14 protein-coding genes are annotated in these 18491 nt (G+C 62.7%); 6 read left to right on the forward strand and 8 right to left on the reverse strand.

Annotated elements, in window-relative coordinates; translation table 11 throughout:
- Positions 1 to 183 precede the first annotated feature (183 nt).
- Positions 184 to 2925 carry a DNA polymerase I gene (gene polA / locus WDS16_RS07890; RefSeq protein WP_338891801.1) on the forward strand — a complete coding sequence of 914 codons (2742 nt, stop codon included), beginning with the start codon at positions 184 to 186 and terminating at the stop codon, positions 2923 to 2925.
- 66 nt (positions 2926 to 2991) lie between these two features.
- Here the strand turns inward: polA and trxA are convergent, their stop codons facing one another.
- The 3 genes from trxA to WDS16_RS07905 all read right to left on the reverse strand — a co-directional run bounded on the left by trxA (position 2992) and on the right by WDS16_RS07905 (position 5157).
- Positions 2992 to 3369: a thioredoxin gene (gene trxA, locus WDS16_RS07895; protein ID WP_338891802.1), complete on the reverse strand. Its 378-nt coding sequence runs from the start codon at positions 3367 to 3369 to the stop codon at positions 2992 to 2994.
- Between the two features lie 67 nt (positions 3370 to 3436).
- Positions 3437 to 4435, reverse strand: a complete 999-nt coding sequence (locus tag WDS16_RS07900; RefSeq protein ID WP_338891804.1) for a helix-turn-helix domain-containing protein — start codon at positions 4433 to 4435, stop codon at positions 3437 to 3439.
- Between the two features lie 206 nt (positions 4436 to 4641).
- Positions 4642 to 5157, reverse strand: coding sequence for a 2'-5' RNA ligase family protein (locus WDS16_RS07905; RefSeq protein ID WP_338891806.1), 516 nt, complete (start codon positions 5155 to 5157; stop codon positions 4642 to 4644).
- Positions 5158 to 5168: 11 nt separating this feature from the next.
- Between WDS16_RS07905 and WDS16_RS07910 the strand changes: the two genes are divergently transcribed.
- Positions 5169 to 6266 (forward strand): isocitrate/isopropylmalate dehydrogenase family protein, encoded by a 1098-nt coding sequence (locus WDS16_RS07910; protein WP_338893292.1) that lies wholly within the window; start codon positions 5169 to 5171, stop codon positions 6264 to 6266.
- An 18-nt stretch (positions 6267 to 6284) separates the two neighbouring features.
- Here WDS16_RS07910 and WDS16_RS07915 read toward each other — a convergent pair whose 3' ends face one another.
- Positions 6285 to 7070, reverse strand: coding sequence for a class I SAM-dependent methyltransferase (locus WDS16_RS07915; protein ID WP_422395819.1), 786 nt, complete (start codon positions 7068 to 7070; stop codon positions 6285 to 6287).
- Positions 7071 to 7438: 368 nt separating this feature from the next.
- Between WDS16_RS07915 and rpsA the strand changes: the two genes are divergently transcribed.
- Positions 7439 to 8917, forward strand: coding sequence for a 30S ribosomal protein S1 (rpsA, locus tag WDS16_RS07920; protein ID WP_338891809.1), 1479 nt, complete (start codon positions 7439 to 7441; stop codon positions 8915 to 8917).
- A gap of 341 nt (positions 8918 to 9258) precedes the next feature.
- Here the strand turns inward: rpsA and WDS16_RS07925 are convergent, their stop codons facing one another.
- On the reverse strand, positions 9259 to 9468 hold the full coding sequence (locus WDS16_RS07925) for a hypothetical protein (RefSeq protein WP_068376234.1): 210 nt from the start codon (positions 9466 to 9468) through the stop codon (positions 9259 to 9261).
- Between the two features lie 126 nt (positions 9469 to 9594).
- Here WDS16_RS07925 and coaE point away from each other — a divergent pair, with 126 nt between their 5' ends.
- Positions 9595 to 10812, forward strand: coding sequence for a dephospho-CoA kinase (gene coaE / locus WDS16_RS07930; protein ID WP_338891812.1), 1218 nt, complete (start codon positions 9595 to 9597; stop codon positions 10810 to 10812).
- Between the two features lie 131 nt (positions 10813 to 10943).
- On the opposite strand, the gene WDS16_RS07935 is transcribed toward coaE, so the two are convergent.
- A complete protein-coding gene (locus WDS16_RS07935; protein ID WP_338893293.1) occupies positions 10944 to 11456 on the reverse strand; it encodes a DUF402 domain-containing protein in 513 nt (170 codons plus the stop codon).
- 129 nt (positions 11457 to 11585) lie between these two features.
- Here WDS16_RS07935 and uvrB point away from each other — a divergent pair, with 129 nt between their 5' ends.
- Together uvrB and WDS16_RS07945 are read left to right on the forward strand one after the other, a co-directional pair.
- Positions 11586 to 13748, forward strand: a complete 2163-nt coding sequence (gene uvrB, locus WDS16_RS07940; RefSeq protein ID WP_338891814.1) for an excinuclease ABC subunit UvrB — start codon at positions 11586 to 11588, stop codon at positions 13746 to 13748.
- A gap of 24 nt (positions 13749 to 13772) precedes the next feature.
- Entirely contained in the window at positions 13773 to 14636 is an 864-nt protein-coding gene (locus WDS16_RS07945; RefSeq protein WP_338891815.1) for an SCO6745 family protein, read from the forward strand.
- Between the two features lie 12 nt (positions 14637 to 14648).
- On the opposite strand, the gene WDS16_RS07950 is transcribed toward WDS16_RS07945, so the two are convergent.
- Together WDS16_RS07950 and WDS16_RS07955 are read right to left on the reverse strand one after the other, a co-directional pair.
- On the reverse strand, positions 14649 to 15530 hold the full coding sequence (locus WDS16_RS07950) for an ABC transporter permease (RefSeq protein WP_338891817.1): 882 nt from the start codon (positions 15528 to 15530) through the stop codon (positions 14649 to 14651).
- Positions 15527 to 18379 (reverse strand): alpha/beta fold hydrolase, encoded by a 2853-nt coding sequence (locus WDS16_RS07955; RefSeq protein WP_338891819.1) that lies wholly within the window; start codon positions 18377 to 18379, stop codon positions 15527 to 15529. Before WDS16_RS07955 ends, WDS16_RS07950 begins: the two co-directional genes overlap by 4 nt.
- Positions 18380 to 18491 lie beyond the last annotated feature (112 nt).

The following is an 18491-nucleotide window of genomic DNA, read 5'->3' on the forward strand; positions in this document are numbered from 1 at the left end:
GTGAGCCCATGAGTGGGCTCGGCTGCTTGCAATTGTCGGACTCTAACCGTTGGAAGCGCACGAAATCGGCGACTCGAATTTCCGGGAAGTATCATTTGTGTTTCGAACTTCGCGAGCAGGCGCGCAGTGGAAGATCTGCATCCGCTTCGCCGGTGTCGGACCCTCTACATAGACTGGGCAACCGTGAGCCCCGCAACTGAAGTTAGTTCCCTACCCGCATCCTCGTCCGGTTCATCCACCGATGGCCGGCAGCCGACGCTGCTGCTGATAGACGGACACTCCATCGCGTTTCGCGCCTTCTTCGCGCTGCCGGTGGACAACTTCAAGACGACGAGCGGTCAGTCGACCAACGCCGTCTACGGGTTCACATCGATGCTGATCAACTTGCTGCGCGACGAGAAACCGACGCACATCGCTGCAGCGTTCGACGTCTCGCGCCAAACGTTCCGTGCCGAGCGATTCCCGGACTACAAGGCCAACCGCAGCAAGACTCCCGACGAGTTCGCAGGCCAGGTCGACATCACGAAGGACGTCCTCGGAGCGATGGGTATCCCCGTCATGGCCGAGGCCGGGTTCGAGGCGGATGACATCATCGCGACGTTGGTGACGCAGGCGGAGACGCTCGGTTATCGAGTGCTCGTCGTGACGGGTGACCGAGATTCGTTGCAGTTGGTCACCGAGAACGTCACGGTTCTCTACCCCAAGAAGGGCGTTTCGGAACTCACCAGGTTCACGCCCGAAGAGGTCACGACCAAGTACGGCCTCTCGCCGGCGCAGTACCCGGACTTCGCCGCGCTCCGCGGTGACCCGAGCGACAATCTTCCGGGCATCCCTGGCGTCGGTGAGAAGACCGCGACCAAGTGGATCATCGAGTACGGCTCGCTCGAGGAACTGGTCAACAACGTCGACAAGGTGAAAGGCAAGGTCGGTGACGCGTTGCGCGCCAACTTGTCCTCGGTCGTTCTCAATCGTGAACTCACCGAGATGGTGCGCGACGTTCCGTTGCCCTACACGCCGGACCAGCTCGAGCTCGCGCCGTGGGACCGGGAGAAGATTCACGCCCTGTTCGACGACCTCGAGTTCCGCGTGTTGCGTGACCGTCTCTTCGAGACGCTGTCGTCCGCGGAACCGGAGGCCGAAGAGGGTTTCGACGTCAAGGGCGGCACCGTGCCCGTCGGCGAGTTGGCAGCGTGGCTCAGCGCTCACGCGTCGACAGGCGAGCGACACGGACTGTCCGTGGTAGGTCCGCGGCGACCGTTCGACAGCGACGCCGTGTCCATTGCGATCGCCGCTTCCGATGGAGAGGGCGGATTCGTCACCACCACTGCCCTCGACGAATCCGACGAGAAGGCGTTAGCTGCCTGGCTGGCGGACCCCGCGCAGCCCAAGGCCTTGCACGAAGCGAAGTGGGCCATCCACGCGCTGCGAGGACGCGGCTGGACATTGGGCGGCTTGACGAGTGATACCGCACTCGCCGCCTATCTGGTCCGACCGGGCCAGCGCAGCTTCAACCTCGACGATCTGTCACTTCGGTACCTCAAGCGTGAGCTACGAGCCGAGGATTCGGTCGAGGGGCAGATGTCGCTCCTCGACACCGAAGATGTCGCCGAGGCCGCCGTCGCCGAGGGCGAAATCCTCCGTGCACAGGCCATTCTGGATCTCGCCGCGGCGCTCGACACCGAGCTGGAGAACATCGAATCCACGTCGTTGTTGTCGGACATGGAGCTGCCGCTGCTCTCGGTGCTCGCCGACCTGGAGGCGACCGGAATTGCCGTCGACCGCGCCCATCTCGAGGAACTGCAGAGCGGATTCGCCGATCAGGTCAGCGAGGCCGCGAACGCCGCGTACGAGGTCATCGGCAAGCAGATCAACCTCGGCTCGCCCAAGCAGCTTCAGGTCGTACTCTTCGACGAGCTCGACATGCCGAAGACGAAGAAGACCAAGACTGGGTACACCACCGACGCCGACGCGCTGCAGGGGTTGTTCGAGAAGACCGAGCACCCGTTCCTGAGATTCCTCCTCGACCACCGAGATGCGACGCGCATGAAGGTCACGGTCGACGGGCTGCTCAAGTCCGTCGCTGACGATGCTCGCATCCACACGACGTTCAACCAGACGGTCGCTGCTACTGGTCGGCTGTCGTCCACCGAACCGAACTTGCAGAACATTCCGGTCCGCAACGAGGCAGGTCGTCACATCCGGGACGGGTTCGTCGTCGGCGAGGGATACGACACGCTGCTCACCGCTGACTACAGCCAGATCGAAATGCGCATCATGGCGCACCTGTCCGGTGACGAGGGTCTGATCGAGGCGTTCAATACGGGCGAAGACCTGCACAGCTTCGTCGGTGCTCGCGCGTTCGGTGTTCCCATCGAAGAAGTCACTCCTGAACTGCGCCGACGAGTCAAGGCGATGTCGTACGGTCTGGCATACGGGCTGAGCGCCTTCGGTCTCGCTGCGCAGCTGAAGATCTCGACCGAGGAAGCCAAGCAGCAAATGGAGGCGTATTTCTCGAGGTTCGGTGGAGTTCGCGACTACCTGCGGAACGCCGTCGAGGAATCACGGAAGGTCGGCTACACGTCCACCTTGTACGGTCGGCGTCGGTACCTACCCGATCTCAACAGCGACAACCGCCAGCGCCGCGAAGTAGCCGAGCGTGCAGCCTTGAACGCACCGATTCAGGGCACCGCCGCCGACATCATCAAGGTGGCGATGATCGATGTGCACCGCTCGCTATCGGCTTCGAAACTGAAGTCGCGCATGCTTCTGCAGGTGCACGACGAATTGGTGCTCGAAGTCGTCGACTCCGAGCGGGAGCAGGTAGAAGCGCTGGTTCGCGAGAAGATGTCCTCTGCGATCGAGCTGTCGGTTCCGCTCGAAGTCTCGGTTGGAACAGGCCGTAGTTGGGACAAGGCGGCGCATTAGCATCCGACACGAAGGATGGACCGATCGCTGTGCGATCGGTCCATCGAATTCGGTTGCTGCGCCGAACTACTCGGCGTCCACACTGGCTTTCTGCTCTTCGAGTTGCTTGCGTACCTCATCCATGTCAAGCGCCTTGATCTGGCCGACGAGGTCCTCCAACGCCGCTGCAGGCAACGCACCCGGCTGGGCGAATACGAGAACGCCTTCGCGGAAAGCCATGATCGTCGGAATCGACTGGATGTTCGCTGCCGCCGCCAACCCCTGTTCCGCCTCGGTGTCGACCTTGGCGTGGACTACGTCCGGGTGCGACTCCGACGACTTCTCGAAGGTGGGCGCGAACTGGCGGCACGGCCCACACCACGACGCCCAGAAGTCGACCAGTACCACGTCGTTGCCGCCGACGATCTCGTCGAAGTTCTGCTGAGTCAAAGTCTGTGTTGCCACGCCTGCCCTTTCGTCGATGTGTTCTTCTGTCCGTCACAACGCACGACCGAGCTGGATTCTTCCCGGCTCATACAGGCTGCGGTGAAGCGCGGAATGTCCTTCGGTAGGAATTGGGCGTCGTGCAGCGCACTCGAACGAAATGTTGGCGCATGACGGCCGCATTGCCGAAGCCGACACTCTCGGCGATGACGTCCATCGACAGGTCCGAATTTTCGAGCAACTGCTGGGCAGCTAGTACGCGCTGGTCGTTGAGCCAACGTGCCGGTGTAGTTCCGGTTTCAGCCTGAAATCTACGTGCGAAAGTCCGTGCGGACATGTTGACCCGGGCAGAGAGAGCCTGCACGTTCAGGTCCGAATCGAGATGCTCGGTCATCCAGTCGAGCAACGGGGCGAGCGTGTCGACCTCGGTGGTCGGAAGGGGAGTAGTGACGAATTGCGCCTGACCACCATCGCGGTGCGGCGGCACGACCATCCGTCGTGCGATGCCGTTCGCGACGGTACTGCCCTGCTCCTTGCGGACGATGTGCAGGCAGAGGTCGATTCCCGCCGCCGTCCCGGCGCTGGTGAACACGTTTCCGTCATCGATGTAGAGCACGTTGCGATCGACGTCGGCCAGCGGATACTCAGCGGCCAGTCGATCCGAATGCCGCCAGTGGGTAGTGCAGCGACGGCCGTCGAGAAGACCTGCCTTGCCGAGCAGAAAAGCGCCGTTGCACAGACTCGCCACCTTTGCGCCACGATTCACGGCAGCGCGCAATTTGACCAACAGAGGCTCGATGGCGGCGTCGTAACCTGTACCGCACACGTAGCTGCCATCGTCGGAAGTCTTGGTTCCACCTGCTGGAATGATGATGAGATCGGCTTCGTCGAGCTGGTCGAGGTCGTACGGCACGTCGATCGTGAACCCGAACCTCGACCTGATCGGTTCTGCAACGCCGGCAACGAGTGAGAAGTCGTAGGTGGGCAAACCCTCGTCGGATCGGTCGAATCCGAACACCTCGCACGCGACGCCCATCTCGAACTGTTCGGTCAGCGGGAGCAGTGGCACTACTACACGGTTCAGCACCGCCCAAGTATGGCAGAAAATCGACTAACTATGTCATATCTGCCACTGGTGGTACGGAGCTGCTGGTTGCAGGCTTGCTGGCATGGCAATCACACTTCTCGTACTGGCAGTCGTCGGCGTAATGTATCTAGCCTTGGCAGTCGGACTTGCGCCCGACACTCACGCTGAAGTGAGTCAGTTCGGTGACTATCGATTCTGACGCCGCGTCATCGAACGAGCCACTCGCTCTTGCTTTCGCCATCCCATCTTCGCATCGACGAGATGTTGCCGACGAGATCGGACGGGCAAGTATGCAGACGAAGAAATGCTTCCGCAAGTTCCGCGCGGGTAAGTTTGCGCGCAAGCGTGACATGTGGTGTCCACCTACCCGTCGAAGTGTGCGACCGATAGCCCTCGGCGCTCGCGGCCAATTGGGACACCCGGCCATGTACGACAAGTAGTTCCTTGGATGGGACGACGAGACGCGCAAGCGTGCTCTGCTTGCCCCGGAAAACCACGAACGCACCGAGACGCACGGGAAAGCGGACGTTCAAGAACTCTTCGTCGATTCGTGAGTCGAGCTCATCGAGCTCGTCCGCTACCGACAGCGTGATGTGCGGGCGATTCGACAGACCGGTGTGGCGACCCTGGGACGGCAGATCGGCGTCGAGCAGCAGGTGCCACTCCCGACGGACGGCAGCATCGAGCGAATCGTCGAGGAGTAATTCCAGAGACTGAACCATAGTGAGTCATGATGGCTGATGTGGCACACGGCGGAGTGAAGACGGTACGCATCGGATCGATGCTGGGCGATGGCATCGGACACGAAATAGTCCCCGCGACGATGCGGGTCGTCGAGGCTGCGATGGAAGTAGAGAAAGACCTGAGGGTCGACTGGGTAGTGCTGCCGCTGGGGCGCGACGCGATCGAGTCCGAGGGAAGTCCCGCGCCGGATTCGACCATCGCCGAACTGAAGTCGCTGGATACATGGATACTCGGCCCGCACGACAGCGCGTCGTACCCCGAGCCGTTTCGGTCACAGCTCACACCTGGTGGGGTGGTACGGAAGACATTCGGCCTCTTCGCCAATATCCGGCCCGCCGCGACACATCCCGGAGTTCGAGCGGTCTCGCCGAGCATGGACCTGGTCGTGGTCCGGGAGAACACCGAGGGTTTCTACGCCGATCGCAACATGTTCCTCGGTAGTGGCGAATTCATGCCGACACCGGACGTCGCTCTCGCGGTCGGAGTCTTCACCCGCGCGGCGTGCGAGCGCATCGCCCGGGAAGCGTTCACGCAGGCCCGCAGTCGCCGCAAGCACGTGACGATCGTGCACAAAACCAACGTGCTGTCCATGACGACAGGCTTGTTTCGCGATGCGTGCAGGACTGTGGCCGAGGAGTTTCCCGACGTGACGGTGGACGAACAACATATCGACGCGTTGACCGCACTTCTCGTTCGACGCGGAGAGGACTTCGACGTGATCGTCGCGGAGAACATGTTCGGAGACATACTCTCCGACCTGGCCGGCGAGCTGTCGGGTTCGCTCGGAATGGCACCGTCGCTCAATTGTTCCGAGACCAAGGCCATGGCGCAGGCCGCCCACGGTTCGGCGCCTGATATTGCTGGCAAGAACAGGGCCAACCCGACTGCCTTGTTCCTGTCGGCAGCGATGATGCTCGACTGGCTCGGCGACCACGACGGAGATACTCGTTTGTCGCGCGCGGCGCGCCGCATCAGGCATGCAGTCGACGGAGCCCTCGAATCCAGAGTCGCTACTGCCGACCTCGGAGGACGGGCGTCGACGAGCGAGTTCGCCGAAACTGTTCTCGCACGAACCCTCCGGGTCTGACCGATCCGACTTCGATGCCTACAACAGTGGCTTTCGGGCGCTGAATATCGCGGTGCCGGGGAACAATTGTCCGCGCAGAGGGCTCCACTGCCCCCATTCTCGATCGAGCCATTCGGGCCAATCGGGCTCGACTATGTCGCGGACCTCTAGTCCGGCCGCGACGATCTCGCGGACTCGGTCTCCGATCGTGCGGTGGTGTTCGACGTACGTGGGGGTTCCATCGGCGTCGAATTCGACATACGGGGTGCGGTCGAAGTACGGAATCGTCGCCGTCAGGCCGATCGGTCCCGGATCGTCGGGAAAGATCCATCTCATGGGGTGATTGACCGCGAATACCCACACACCGCCCGGGCGGAGAACCCGAGCAACCTCGCGCATGACGCGTGCCGAGTCGGCGACGAACGGTACCGCGCCGAACGCCGAGCACGCGATATCGAAACTGGTATCGGCGAACGGCAGGAACTCAGCGCTCGCTTGAACCAAAGGGACAGAGTCGCCGGCGGCCGCCATCGCGTCGACTCCCTTGCTGAGCATGCCCGCCGAGATATCGAGCCCGACGGCGCGTGCTCCCTGAGTGCCGAGCCATCGTGCGCACGGCGCCGAACCGCAGCCGACCTCGAGAACGTCCTTGCCCGCAACATCGCCCAGGAGGTGAACATCGCCCTCGTGTAGACCTTCGGGGCACCATACGAACTCGCCCTTCTCGGATCCGACGCCGAGGAACTCACCGTGTGTGCGGTGGTATTCGTCCGCGTCGGAGTCCCACCAGGAGCGGCTGGCGCGGTCGCTGGCTTGGGAGCCGATCCGGGCGCGCCCTGGTACAACGGGAGGAGGTGAGCAGTCGGACGAGGGCGCGCTGTCGGTCACCGACGACACGTTAGTCGGCTTCCCTGGTGGTGCTGGTCGGGGATGGCAAGTCGCGTTTGCCCACCTGTGACCTGGTCGCGTACCCTGTTGAACGCGAGTGTGTTCATGCTGCGTTCGATCCCGGGGGATTTGTCCGTCCGGTCCGAAATCGCGGTGGGAACAAATTCGTTCTGAGTGTGTTCTTTCGCTTCGTGGCCCTCGGTGTCTTTCGACACGGAAGGTTCGCGTGGTGTTCAGAACCGAGATCTACAGTCCGACCGAACATCCATCAACCGATACCCAACCCGTCCGGAGCAACTCAACACATGCCCTCAACCACAACCTCACCGCAGGTAGCCGTCAATGACATCGGCTCCGCAGAGGATTTTCTCGCCGCTATCGACGCTACGATCAAGTACTTCAACGATGGCGACATCGTCGAAGGCACCATCGTCAAGGTCGACCGCGACGAGGTTCTGCTCGACATCGGTTACAAGACCGAAGGCGTCATTCCTTCTCGCGAGCTCTCCATCAAGCACGACGTCGACCCCAATGAGGTCGTCTCCGTGGGCGATGAGGTCGAAGCTCTCGTTCTCACCAAAGAGGACAAAGAAGGCCGTCTGATCCTGTCCAAGAAGCGAGCTCAGTACGAGCGCGCCTGGGGCACGATCGAGGAGCTCAAGGAGAAGGACGAGGCCGTCAAGGGCACCGTCATCGAGGTCGTCAAGGGTGGACTCATCCTCGACATCGGTCTCCGTGGCTTCCTTCCCGCTTCGCTCGTCGAGATGCGTCGTGTCCGCGACCTCCAGCCGTACGTCGGCAAGGAGATCGAGGCCAAGATCATCGAACTCGACAAGAACCGCAACAACGTGGTCCTGTCGCGTCGTGCATGGCTCGAGCAGACGCAGTCCGAGGTCCGCAGCGAATTCCTGCACCAGCTGCAGAAGGGCCAGGTCCGCAAGGGCGTCGTGTCCTCGATCGTCAACTTCGGTGCCTTCGTGGACCTGGGTGGCGTCGACGGACTCGTGCACGTCTCCGAGCTTTCCTGGAAGCACATCGATCACCCGTCCGAGGTTGTCGAGGTCGGCACCGAGGTCACCGTCGAGGTTCTCGACGTCGACCTGGACCGCGAGCGTGTTTCGCTGTCGCTCAAGGCAACTCAGGAAGATCCGTGGCGCCAGTTCGCTCGCACCCACGCGATCGGCCAAATCGTGCCCGGCAAGGTCACCAAGTTGGTTCCCTTCGGTGCGTTCGTGCGCGTCGAAGAGGGCATCGAGGGCCTCGTGCACATCTCCGAGCTGGCCGAGCGCCACGTGGAGGTTCCGGACCAGGTCGTGGGTGTCGGCGACGACGCACTCGTCAAGGTCATCGACATCGATCTCGAGCGTCGTCGTATCTCGCTGAGCCTCAAGCAGGCCAACGAGGACTACGCAGAAGAGTTCGACCCGTCCAAGTACGGCATGGCCGACTCGTACGACGAGGGTGGCAACTACATCTTCCCCGAGGGCTTCGACTCCGAGACCAACGAATGGCTCGACGGTTACGAGAAGCAGCGTGAAGAGTGGGAAGGACGCTACGCCGAGGCAGAGCGTCGCCACAAGATGCACACCGCTCAGATGGAGAAGACGGCGAAGGACGAGGCTGCTGAAGCCGCCAACACCAACTACTCCTCCGAGTCGGGTCAGGCGCCCGCCGAAGCAGAAGGAGACGCTCCCGCAGCGTCGGCTCCGGCATCGACCGGCGGATCACTGGCCAGCGATGCTCAGCTCGCTGCGCTGCGTGAGAAGCTGTCGGGCAACGCCTGATAGAAGATGTCCACCCGAAAGGGTGTGACCGCAAAGCCCCGGTTCCCTTGTGGAGCCGGGGCTTTCTTCTGCGCTGACTCAGCGACGGTCGGTCGTGCATGGGGATTCGGTCGTGCGAAGGTTCGGTTGCACGGGCTCGAGTGACCGAATGACTGTTTCGGTCACCGCCGGGTGACCGAACGACTCATTGAGTCACTCAGAGTGACTCAAACAGACATTCGTTCCCGCGGAGTGACCGAATGAGTCATTCGGTCCGGCTGGTTCACAAAAGAATTCGGATCCATACAAGAATGGACCCGATCCGTGGGGATTCGGGTCCATCGTCGTATCGACGGGATGGCTCAACCTGCGACGGCGGGACTCCACTGGGCGACGGCGCCGGTCCGCTTACGCATTGTGGCGAAGCTGTGACGTGCCGGGCTGAGGAGGTTAGTGAACCAATTGCGCCGATGGTCGGCCAACGCCAGGGCAACCTCGGGTATCAAGATGACGTGAACGCCCGATTCCATGCCGAGACGGTGCCGACCCGGTTGGATCTGATTGCTTCGCATCGGAAGTCCTTTTCGCTAGAAGTGGGTCGGCAAATACTTGTCTCGCACGAAGATAACGGACGTTGCCCCAAACCTGGTGTATTTGGGGCTGGTGTGCTTCGGCGTGTTCGATGACAGACTGGAGACATGTTGAGACTTGGCCTCACCGGAGGCATCGGAGCAGGCAAATCGACCGTGTCCAGGACGCTTTCTGCGTTGGGTGGTGTACTCGTCGACGCCGACAAGATTTCACGAGAGGTCGTCGAGCCGGGTACGACCGGGCTCGCGCAACTGGTCGAGGCGTTCGGTGGCGACGTTCTGGATTCGGAAGGCGGATTGGACCGACAAGCGTTGGCGAACAGAGCATTCGGTGACGACGAGTCGCGGGCGAAGCTGAACTCCATCGTCCATCCACTGGTCGGGAAGCGCACAGCGGAGCTGATCGAGCTGGCGCCGGCCGACGCGATAGTCGTACAGGACATCCCGTTGTTGGTGGAAGGGAAGATGGGGGCCTTTTTCCAGTTGGTTGCAGTGGTTTACGCGGACGCCGAGGAGCGTGTCGATCGACTGGTGAACCAGCGGAAGATGCCCGAGACCGATGCGCGAGCTCGGATTGCGGCTCAAGCAACCGACGAGGAGAGGCGCGCGGCGGCCGACGTCTGGATCGACAACAGCGGTGCGCCGGGTGATCTGGAGCAAGTAGTCACCGCGCTGTGGCACGATCGGCTCGTTCCGTTCGAGCGCAATATTCGTGATGGGGTCGTCGTCAGGACTCATCCGACGCTCGCTGCTGCCGATCCCACCTGGCCCGCACAGGCGCAGCGTCTGATCGCGCGTATCGCCGTCGCGTGCGGATCTGCCGCTGTCCGAATCGATCACGTCGGATCGACGGCCGTCGCCGGCCTCGATGCCAAGGACGTGATCGACATTCAGGTCACGGTCGCGAGTCTCGAGTCAGCGGACACGTTGGCGGAACCCTTGCGTGCGATCGGCTTTCCTCGGATCGAGCACATCACGACAGACGATCCCAAGCCCGCGTACGGAGTGGGTGGCGAAGCTGATCCCGCTGTGTGGGGCAAACGAATTCATGGGGGAGCGGATCCCGGGCGTCCCGTCAACATTCACATCAGAGTCGATGGCTGGCCCGGTCAGCAGTTCGCCCTGGTATTTCGAGACTGGTTGAGCGCCAGCCAGGACTCGGTCGCGGAGTATCTCGCGCTCAAACAGCGAGCCGAGACTGCGGCGGCCGAACACACCGACTATGTCGAGGCGATGACCGCCTACCAGGACGTCAAGGCACCCTGGTTCGATCGGGCGTACGAACGTGCGTGGGACTGGGCAGCGAAGACAGAGTGGTCCGCATAGCTGGACCGACCGCTTGAATGCGCCCATTCGTACGATCAGATCGTATGGATGGACCATTCAAGCGATCCGGGGAGCCACACCGCAACCCTCAACGCCCGCCCCTCAACGCCCGCCCCCTGACGCCCTTACCCCTAACGCCCACCCTTCGGCCGCCACGTCGTCGGCATCCCGAGGGACGCCAGCCAGGCGTCGAGGTCGTAGTCGTGCGCGGCGAGGCCTGCGACCGCGCGAACGGACCTGTTCATCGCCAGTTCCGCGGTAGCGGTGTCGAGGTGGTTCTCCACCCGTGCCTCGACGAGCTCGTCGGCGTCCAGGAAGTCGAATCCGCGACCGGTCCTGACCACGATGTCGAGGTAGTGGTCGACCGAGGTCCAGGTGTCGATTCCTGGAACGAATTCACCGACGTCGACGTAGTAGTTCTGGTCGCGAACGTGTCCAGGGAGGTAATGGAAGATCGATGCGCGGAGGCCAAGGCTCGGCAGGAGCCACGACTGCAGATAGTCGAACTGGGGATGGTCCGACGGCCGTGCCATGTACAGACCCCACGGTTCGACGCGGTATTCGTCCACCGAACGTACGAACCCCTTCGGGTCGGTGTTGGTGAGCCCGACGATGTCGAAGAATTCGACCTTGGGTGCGTGCACGTGAACGGCAGTGCCCGGCAAATCCGTCGAAGCAGAATCGTCCATGGTTGATCAAGTTACCGGTTGTTCCCGCAGCTGCTCGTGCATGCACGAATCGAACGTGTCGGTGCTCGCGTCTACCCTGTTTGTATGGCGTTTGCATCCGAACATCCCGTGGTGGCTCACTCCGAGCACCGCCCCGTTGGGGACATCGAGCGGACCGGTCCCGCGTTCAAGGTAGTCAGCGAGCACAAGCCTGCCGGTGACCAGCCCACGGCCATCGCCGAACTCGAGCGCAGAATTCTGGCCGACGAGAAAGACGTGGTGCTACTCGGTGCCACGGGTACCGGCAAGTCGGCGACGACGGCATGGCTCATCGAGAAGCTGCAACGCCCGACGCTGGTCATGGCACCCAACAAGACGCTTGCGGCGCAGCTTGCCAACGAGCTGCGCGACATGCTGCCCAACAACGCCGTCGAGTATTTCGTGTCGTACTACGACTACTACCAACCCGAGGCGTACATCGCGCAGACCGATACCTACATCGAGAAGGACTCGTCGATCAACGACGACGTCGAACGGCTTCGCCATTCGGCTACGGCCAACCTGCTTTCGCGACGCGATGTCGTCGTGGTCGCCTCGGTGTCGTGCATCTACGGTCTGGGCACGCCCCAGTCGTACGTCGATCGGTCCATCGAACTGCAGGTCGGCGTCGAAGTGCCTCGCGATGCGCTGCTGCGCCTGCTGGTGGATGTCCAGTACACGCGCAACGACATGGCCTTCACTCGTGGCTCGTTTCGCGTTCGCGGCGATACCGTGGAGATCATTCCGTCCTACGAGGAACTTGCCGTGCGTATCGAGTTCTTCGGCGACGAGATCGAGGCGCTGTACTATCTTCATCCGCTGACGGGCGACACTGTGCGCAAGGTCGACGCGGTCCGCATTTTCCCGGCCACGCACTATGTCGCGGGTCCGGAACGGATGGAGAAAGCCGTCGCGAACATCGAGTTGGAACTCGAAGAGCGGCTCGCCGACCTCGAGAACAAGGGCAAGCTGCTCGAGGCGCAGCGGCTGCGCATGCGCACCCAGTACGACCTCGAGATGATCAAGCAGGTCGGGTTCTGTTCCGGCATCGAGAACTACTCACGGCACATCGACGGCCGCGGCCCCGGTACGGCGCCCGCGACATTGATCGACTACTTCCCGGAGGACTTCCTCCTGGTCATCGACGAGTCGCACGTGACAGTGCCGCAGATCGGCGCCATGTACGAGGGCGACATGTCGCGAAAGCGCAACCTGGTGGAGTTCGGTTTCCGGCTCCCGTCTGCCACCGACAATCGTCCGCTGACGTGGGAGGAATTCACGCAGCGTATCGGGCAGACGGTCTACCTTTCTGCAACTCCTGGCAAGTACGAACTCGGTCAGACCGGCGGAGAATTCGTCGAGCAGGTCATCCGCCCTACCGGCCTCGTCGATCCGAAGGTGGTCGTGAAGCCGACCAAAGGACAGATAGACGACCTGGTTCACGAGATCCGCGAACGAGCCGAGAAGAACGAGCGCATTCTGGTCACCACGTTGACCAAGAAGATGTCCGAGGACCTCACGGACTACCTGTTGGAGCTGGGCATCAGGGTCCGATACCTACACTCCGACATCGACACGCTGCGACGCGTGGAGCTGTTGCGGCAGCTCAGGCTCGGCGAGTACGACGTGCTCATCGGTATCAACTTGCTTCGTGAGGGTCTCGACCTTCCGGAGGTGTCCCTCGTCGCCATCCTCGACGCGGACAAGGAGGGCTTCCTGCGCAGCGGTACGAGCTTGATTCAAACCATCGGCCGCGCCGCCCGAAACGTCTCCGGCGAGGTCCATATGTATGCCGACAAGATGACCGATTCGATGAAGTACGCCATCGAGGAAACCGAGCGCAGGCGCGAAAAGCAGATCGCCTACAACAAAGAGAAGGGCGTCGACCCGCAACCGCTTCGAAAGAAGATCGCCGACATCCTCGATCAGGTCTACGAAGAAGCGGAGGATACCGACGAGTCGGTCGAGGTCGGTGGTTCCGGTCGCAACGCCAGTCGTGGACGTCGCGCGCAGGGCGAAAAGGGACGGGCCGTCAGTTCAGGCGTCTACGAGGGGCAGGACGTCAAGTCGATGCCACGCGCAGAGTTGGCGGCGCTTGTGCAGAACCTCACCGACCAGATGATGAATGCCGCCCGTGAGCTGCAGTTCGAGTTGGCAGGCCGGTTGAGGGACGAAATCCAAGATCTCAAGAAGGAACTCCGCGGGATGGACGCGGCGGGCCTGAAGTAGGGGACCTTCGATACGGTTCTCTCCATGGATGCTTCCACTGCCGGCCGGAGTGCTCGCGCACTCGAACTACTGCACTCGTTGACCTATTTCATCCCTGAGACGCAGGAAGCACTCGGTGAGGTAGGGCTGCAGGGTCGTGCGTGCTATTTCGCCGGCCGAGCAGCTCCGATGGGTGCAGTCGGTGCGGGGGTCGTGACGGCGACCTTCTACAACTTCAACCGCGAGCTGATCGAGCCTCTGGTGCCCGCCGCGTGGTCCGTTGTGTCACCGGCGAAGATCCTCGACATCCGCTATCGGACGCTCGACGAGGCGTACACCCGACTGCTGGGCGCCGAGGTTCTGCGTTCTCCGGAGATGTCCGAGGCCGCCGAGCTCGCGTCGATTGCAGCTCGCGGGATTCCTGGCAACGACGGTCGCCCCCTCTATGCCGCGTACGCCGACCTCGAATGGCCTACCACGCCACACCTCGTCTTCTGGCACGCGCTGACACTACTGCGTGAACACCGGGGTGACGGGCACATCGCGGCGTTGCAGACGGCAGAACTGAACGGTATCGAAGCGTTGATCACCCATACCGCAACCGGCAAGGGCTTCGAGAAAGAGTTCGCGCGCAAGCGTCGTGGATGGTCGACCGAGCAATGGAACGCCGCCGCCTCGAACCTAACGGACCGAGAGATCCTCGACGCCGACGGTGCACTCACCGAACACGGAGTCGACCTGCGGAAACTGGTCGAGGACATCACCGACGATCTTGCGCTCGCTCCGTGGACCGCTCTCGGCGAAGACGGCGCGGCCAGGCTCGTCGAGCTCGCTTCACCGTGGCGCGACACCGTCATCGCGCAGGATGTGTTCCCGGACGGTGTGTTCGGGCCAGCCGTCGAGCGCTGAGCGCAGCGCCGCTCAGCTGGTGATGTCCTTCGTCGAAAACCTCTGCCAGGCCACCACGCCGAAAAGCGCGGCGTACGCGACGGCCGAGAACGAACCGACGACGATGTCGTTCCATTCGATGGTTGGTGCCAGCGCGTCGATCCACGAGTTCGCATAGTGGCCGGGTAGATAGTTGCGCAGCGAGCCCAGCGCGGTGATTTGGTCGAGTATCTGCATCAGAATCGACGTCATCACTGCTCCTCCGACGGCGCCGAGGGGTGCGTCGGTCAGCACCGAGAGCAGCATGGCCAAACCTGCAACCCACAGCAGGTTCACACCGATGTAGGCCACCGCGATGACGAGCCTGCCCAACGCGTCGGTGAAGGACAGCCCGTCACCGAACGGTGTCACCAAAGGTTCGGCTCCGTAGAGCGCGGTGCCGAGCACGAGCGAAACTACGACGAGCGTGAGGATCGCGGCGATCGACAGTGTCGCCGACACCAGAGCTTTCTGCACGAGCAGCCGTATTCGAGGAACAGGAATTGCCAGCAAGTACCTGAGCGATGACCATGACGCCTCGCTGGCCACCGAGTCCCCGAAGAACAACGCGACGACGACGATCAGCAGGAATCCGACGGACATGAACAGCGCGAACACGGTGAAGTTCACTCCGCCGCGGGTGCCGAGTTCGATCAGGCCTCCCGCGTCGGAGTCCTCGGACGAGCTGCCGATGGCGAACGCGATCGCCAGGATCACCGGGAGCAGCGCGAGGAATCCGATCGCGAGCTGGGTCCTTCGGCGACCGAACTGACGCCGGAGCTCGGTGGTGAACGGCAGTGTTCTGCCGGCGGAGTACCCCGCGGCCCGTCCGTCGGGTGGCCCGGAGTCGGGCTTGGCGTTGTGCGTTGTACTCATCGGTCGTCCTTTGTGGGAATCGGACCTGCTGGGAGCGCGTCGTTGTGGACCAGGTCGAGAAAGACGTCCTCGAGGCGGGTCGACTGTGATAACCCGCGCACTCGCAGTCCAGCGTCGAATAGCGCGCGGGTGACATCGGCAGGGTCGATGCTGCCGAGATCGGTGCGCAGGATGGAGTCGTCGACGACCGTCGGTGTGCACCCGAGTCCTTCGAGGACCGTCGCCGCCACCGCCGTGTCGTCTACTCGGATCTCGGTCTGCCCACCAGCTGCCGTCAGGTCGCGGACTGTTCCCGCGCTGATGACCGACCCGCGGTTCATCACCACCACGTGCGTGCACGTCTGCTCGACCTCGGCCAGCAGATGACTCGACACGAGCACCGTGCGCCCTGTCTTCGCGTAGTTGATCAGGACGTCCCGCATGGTTCTGATCTGAGGGGGATCGAGACCGTTGGTCGGTTCGTCCAGGACCATGAGATCCGGAAGGCCGAGCATCGCCTGGGCGATGGCGAGGCGCTGACGCATGCCCTGGCTGTACGACTTGACCTTACGTTCGATGGCAGTGCCCAGATCGGCAATCTCCAGAGCTTCTTCGAGATGCGCGTCCTCGGGTGGGCGACCGGTGGCCTGCCAATACAGGTTCAAGTTTTCCTTCCCGCTGAGGTGCGGCAGGAACCCGGATCCTTCGACGAACGAGCCCAGCCTCGACAGGACCGGAGCTCCCGGTGACACCTTGTGCCCGAACACTCGGATGTCGCCGCTGGTCGGTGAGATCAGTCCCATGAGCATGCGAAGTGTTGTGGTCTTGCCCGCCCCGTTGGGGCCGAGCAGCCCGAGCACCTGACCTTGCCGTACCTCGAAGCTGACACCGTCGACCGCCTTGAAACCGTTGGAGTACGTCTTGGCGAGGTCGGTGATGACGAGCGGTGTGTCGACGAGGTCCTCATCGACCTCGGCGACGACACGACGCCGCGCCCTGATCACGTTGATCCCGATCAGTGTGATCAGCGCCAGTGCGATGACCCCGATTCCGACTATCGGAGCGGTTGGAACCGAGCTCGCGTTCCTGGATACGCCGTCGACCGACGGAACCGACAGCGTGGAATCATCGAGAGAAACGACGAATTGGGCGGGCTCGAGGGGGACCGCGTAAGCCTGATCAGTCGTGGCCACCGAGATCTCGATGCGGTGTCCCTCGGGTACGACGTAGCTGATTCCGGGCAGGGTCACCGTCACCGGGATCGGTCCTTCACGGACCGAATCCGGAAGTCGCACAGCCGCAACGGCGCTACCTGGCAGTGTGCGCCCACCGTTGGGCGCGACGTCGTAGAGCTTGACGAACAGTACCGCCTCCTGCGGCTGCGCGAACGCCCCGATCCGCAGGTCGACGCGTGAGGAGCCGGTGATGGTCAGGGGGTCGTTCAGCGCCTCACTTGTGAACGTCGCGGACTGGCCCGGGATGTCGGCGGACAGCTGTGCCCCCGCAGAGGTTGCAGACAGGGTCGACAGGACCGACCCCAATCCTGGAACCGACGAGATTGCCGATGGCGATGCTCCCGGCGGCCGAATGATCGTCTGTTGGTCGGGACCCACTTGTCCGTCCGCGTCGGCCCCGGAGCCGAGTTCGACAGGCACAGTCCGCGTCGGTTCGGCATCGGTTGCCAATCCCGGGTATTCGGGTGCGGTCATCCGTCGGGCACGTGTCTGTTGCTGCTCGGCGGCCGAGCCTTGCATGGCATACGTGAACGGCGGTGGTGTCGATGTCGGCTCGGCGTCGGTCCGAAGATGGGCGTCGAGGAAGTCGCGCATTGCGTTGTCGGCGCTGCCGTTGGTTCCGCCGGCGTCGTGTCCGCCACTGAACCACCGGACTTCGACGTCGCCGCCGGACTCCGAGATCTGCCTGGCCGTGGCATCGGCTTGGTCGAGACCGAAGAGGGTGTCCTGCATGCCTTGAACCAGGAGGGTCGGCGCGGTGATGTTCGCGGCGACGGCGACGGGGGAGTGCTCGGAGAGCAACTGCAGCAATTCCGGGGACGGCTCACCGGTGACAGCCGATTGCGCGTATGCCGAACAGAACTCGGGTGCGAAGCGACCGCATCCAGCCTGGGTCGGGGTCTCGTCGCTGCTCTCGGCCGGCGCACTGCCCGCGCCGAAGAAGACACCGGCCCAGCCTCGCTTGAGTACACCCGGTCCGCCGTAGACGGAACCGGCAGGTGAGTCGATGCCGGCAAGTTCCGCGCGGTTTTCGTCGGGGGTGACGCCGTAATTCGGGAACAGCGCGTGGCCCAGATCGTTCCACGTGATCGCAGCTGCGACCGCGTCGATCCTGGGGTCGGTGCCCGCGACGCTCAGCGCGAGCGCACCACCGTATGATCCTCCCGCAACTCCGACGCGCGGATCCCCAGGTCCGTCCAGCAGTACTTCGGACCGATCGGCCAACCAATCGATCAGTGCGCGTCCATCGGCGACTTCGCCATTCGGATCGTTCAGCGAGATCGAGCCGGTGCTCTCGCCGAAGCCCCGCGCGCTGTAGGTGAGAACGACATACCCGTCGGCCGCCAGCGACCGGGCTTGGTCGTCGACCGAAAATTTGTCGCCCCCGAATCCGTGTGCGAGCAGCACGGCCGGGGCTGGAGTTGTCTTCGGCACGAACAGCCGAGCATCGAGGTCTACAGTCTCGGAATCGCCGGGTGTCTCCGGTACGGTAATCGTGGTGTCGAGCGTGGAGACGTCGTCGTTCTCGCTGGAGGAGCGGGAGACGAGGTAGATCGACACGACTGCGAGAACCGCAACCAGAAGGACCGCAAGCAGGACGGTCTTCGACGACCTGAGCGGCCGGGGGATGTGCATGTGAACCAATGTATGTGAGGCGCGGATTTCACGTTGTGAGCGAACTACGCATTATGAACGGCCGTTGCAGATAAGGTCATCGAAACGGTCACTGGGACCGGCACATCGGGCC

The sequence above is a fragment of the Rhodococcus sovatensis genome (assembly GCF_037327425.1).
In the GTDB taxonomy this organism is placed as follows: Bacteria; Actinomycetota; Actinomycetes; order Mycobacteriales; family Mycobacteriaceae; genus Rhodococcoides; species Rhodococcoides sovatense.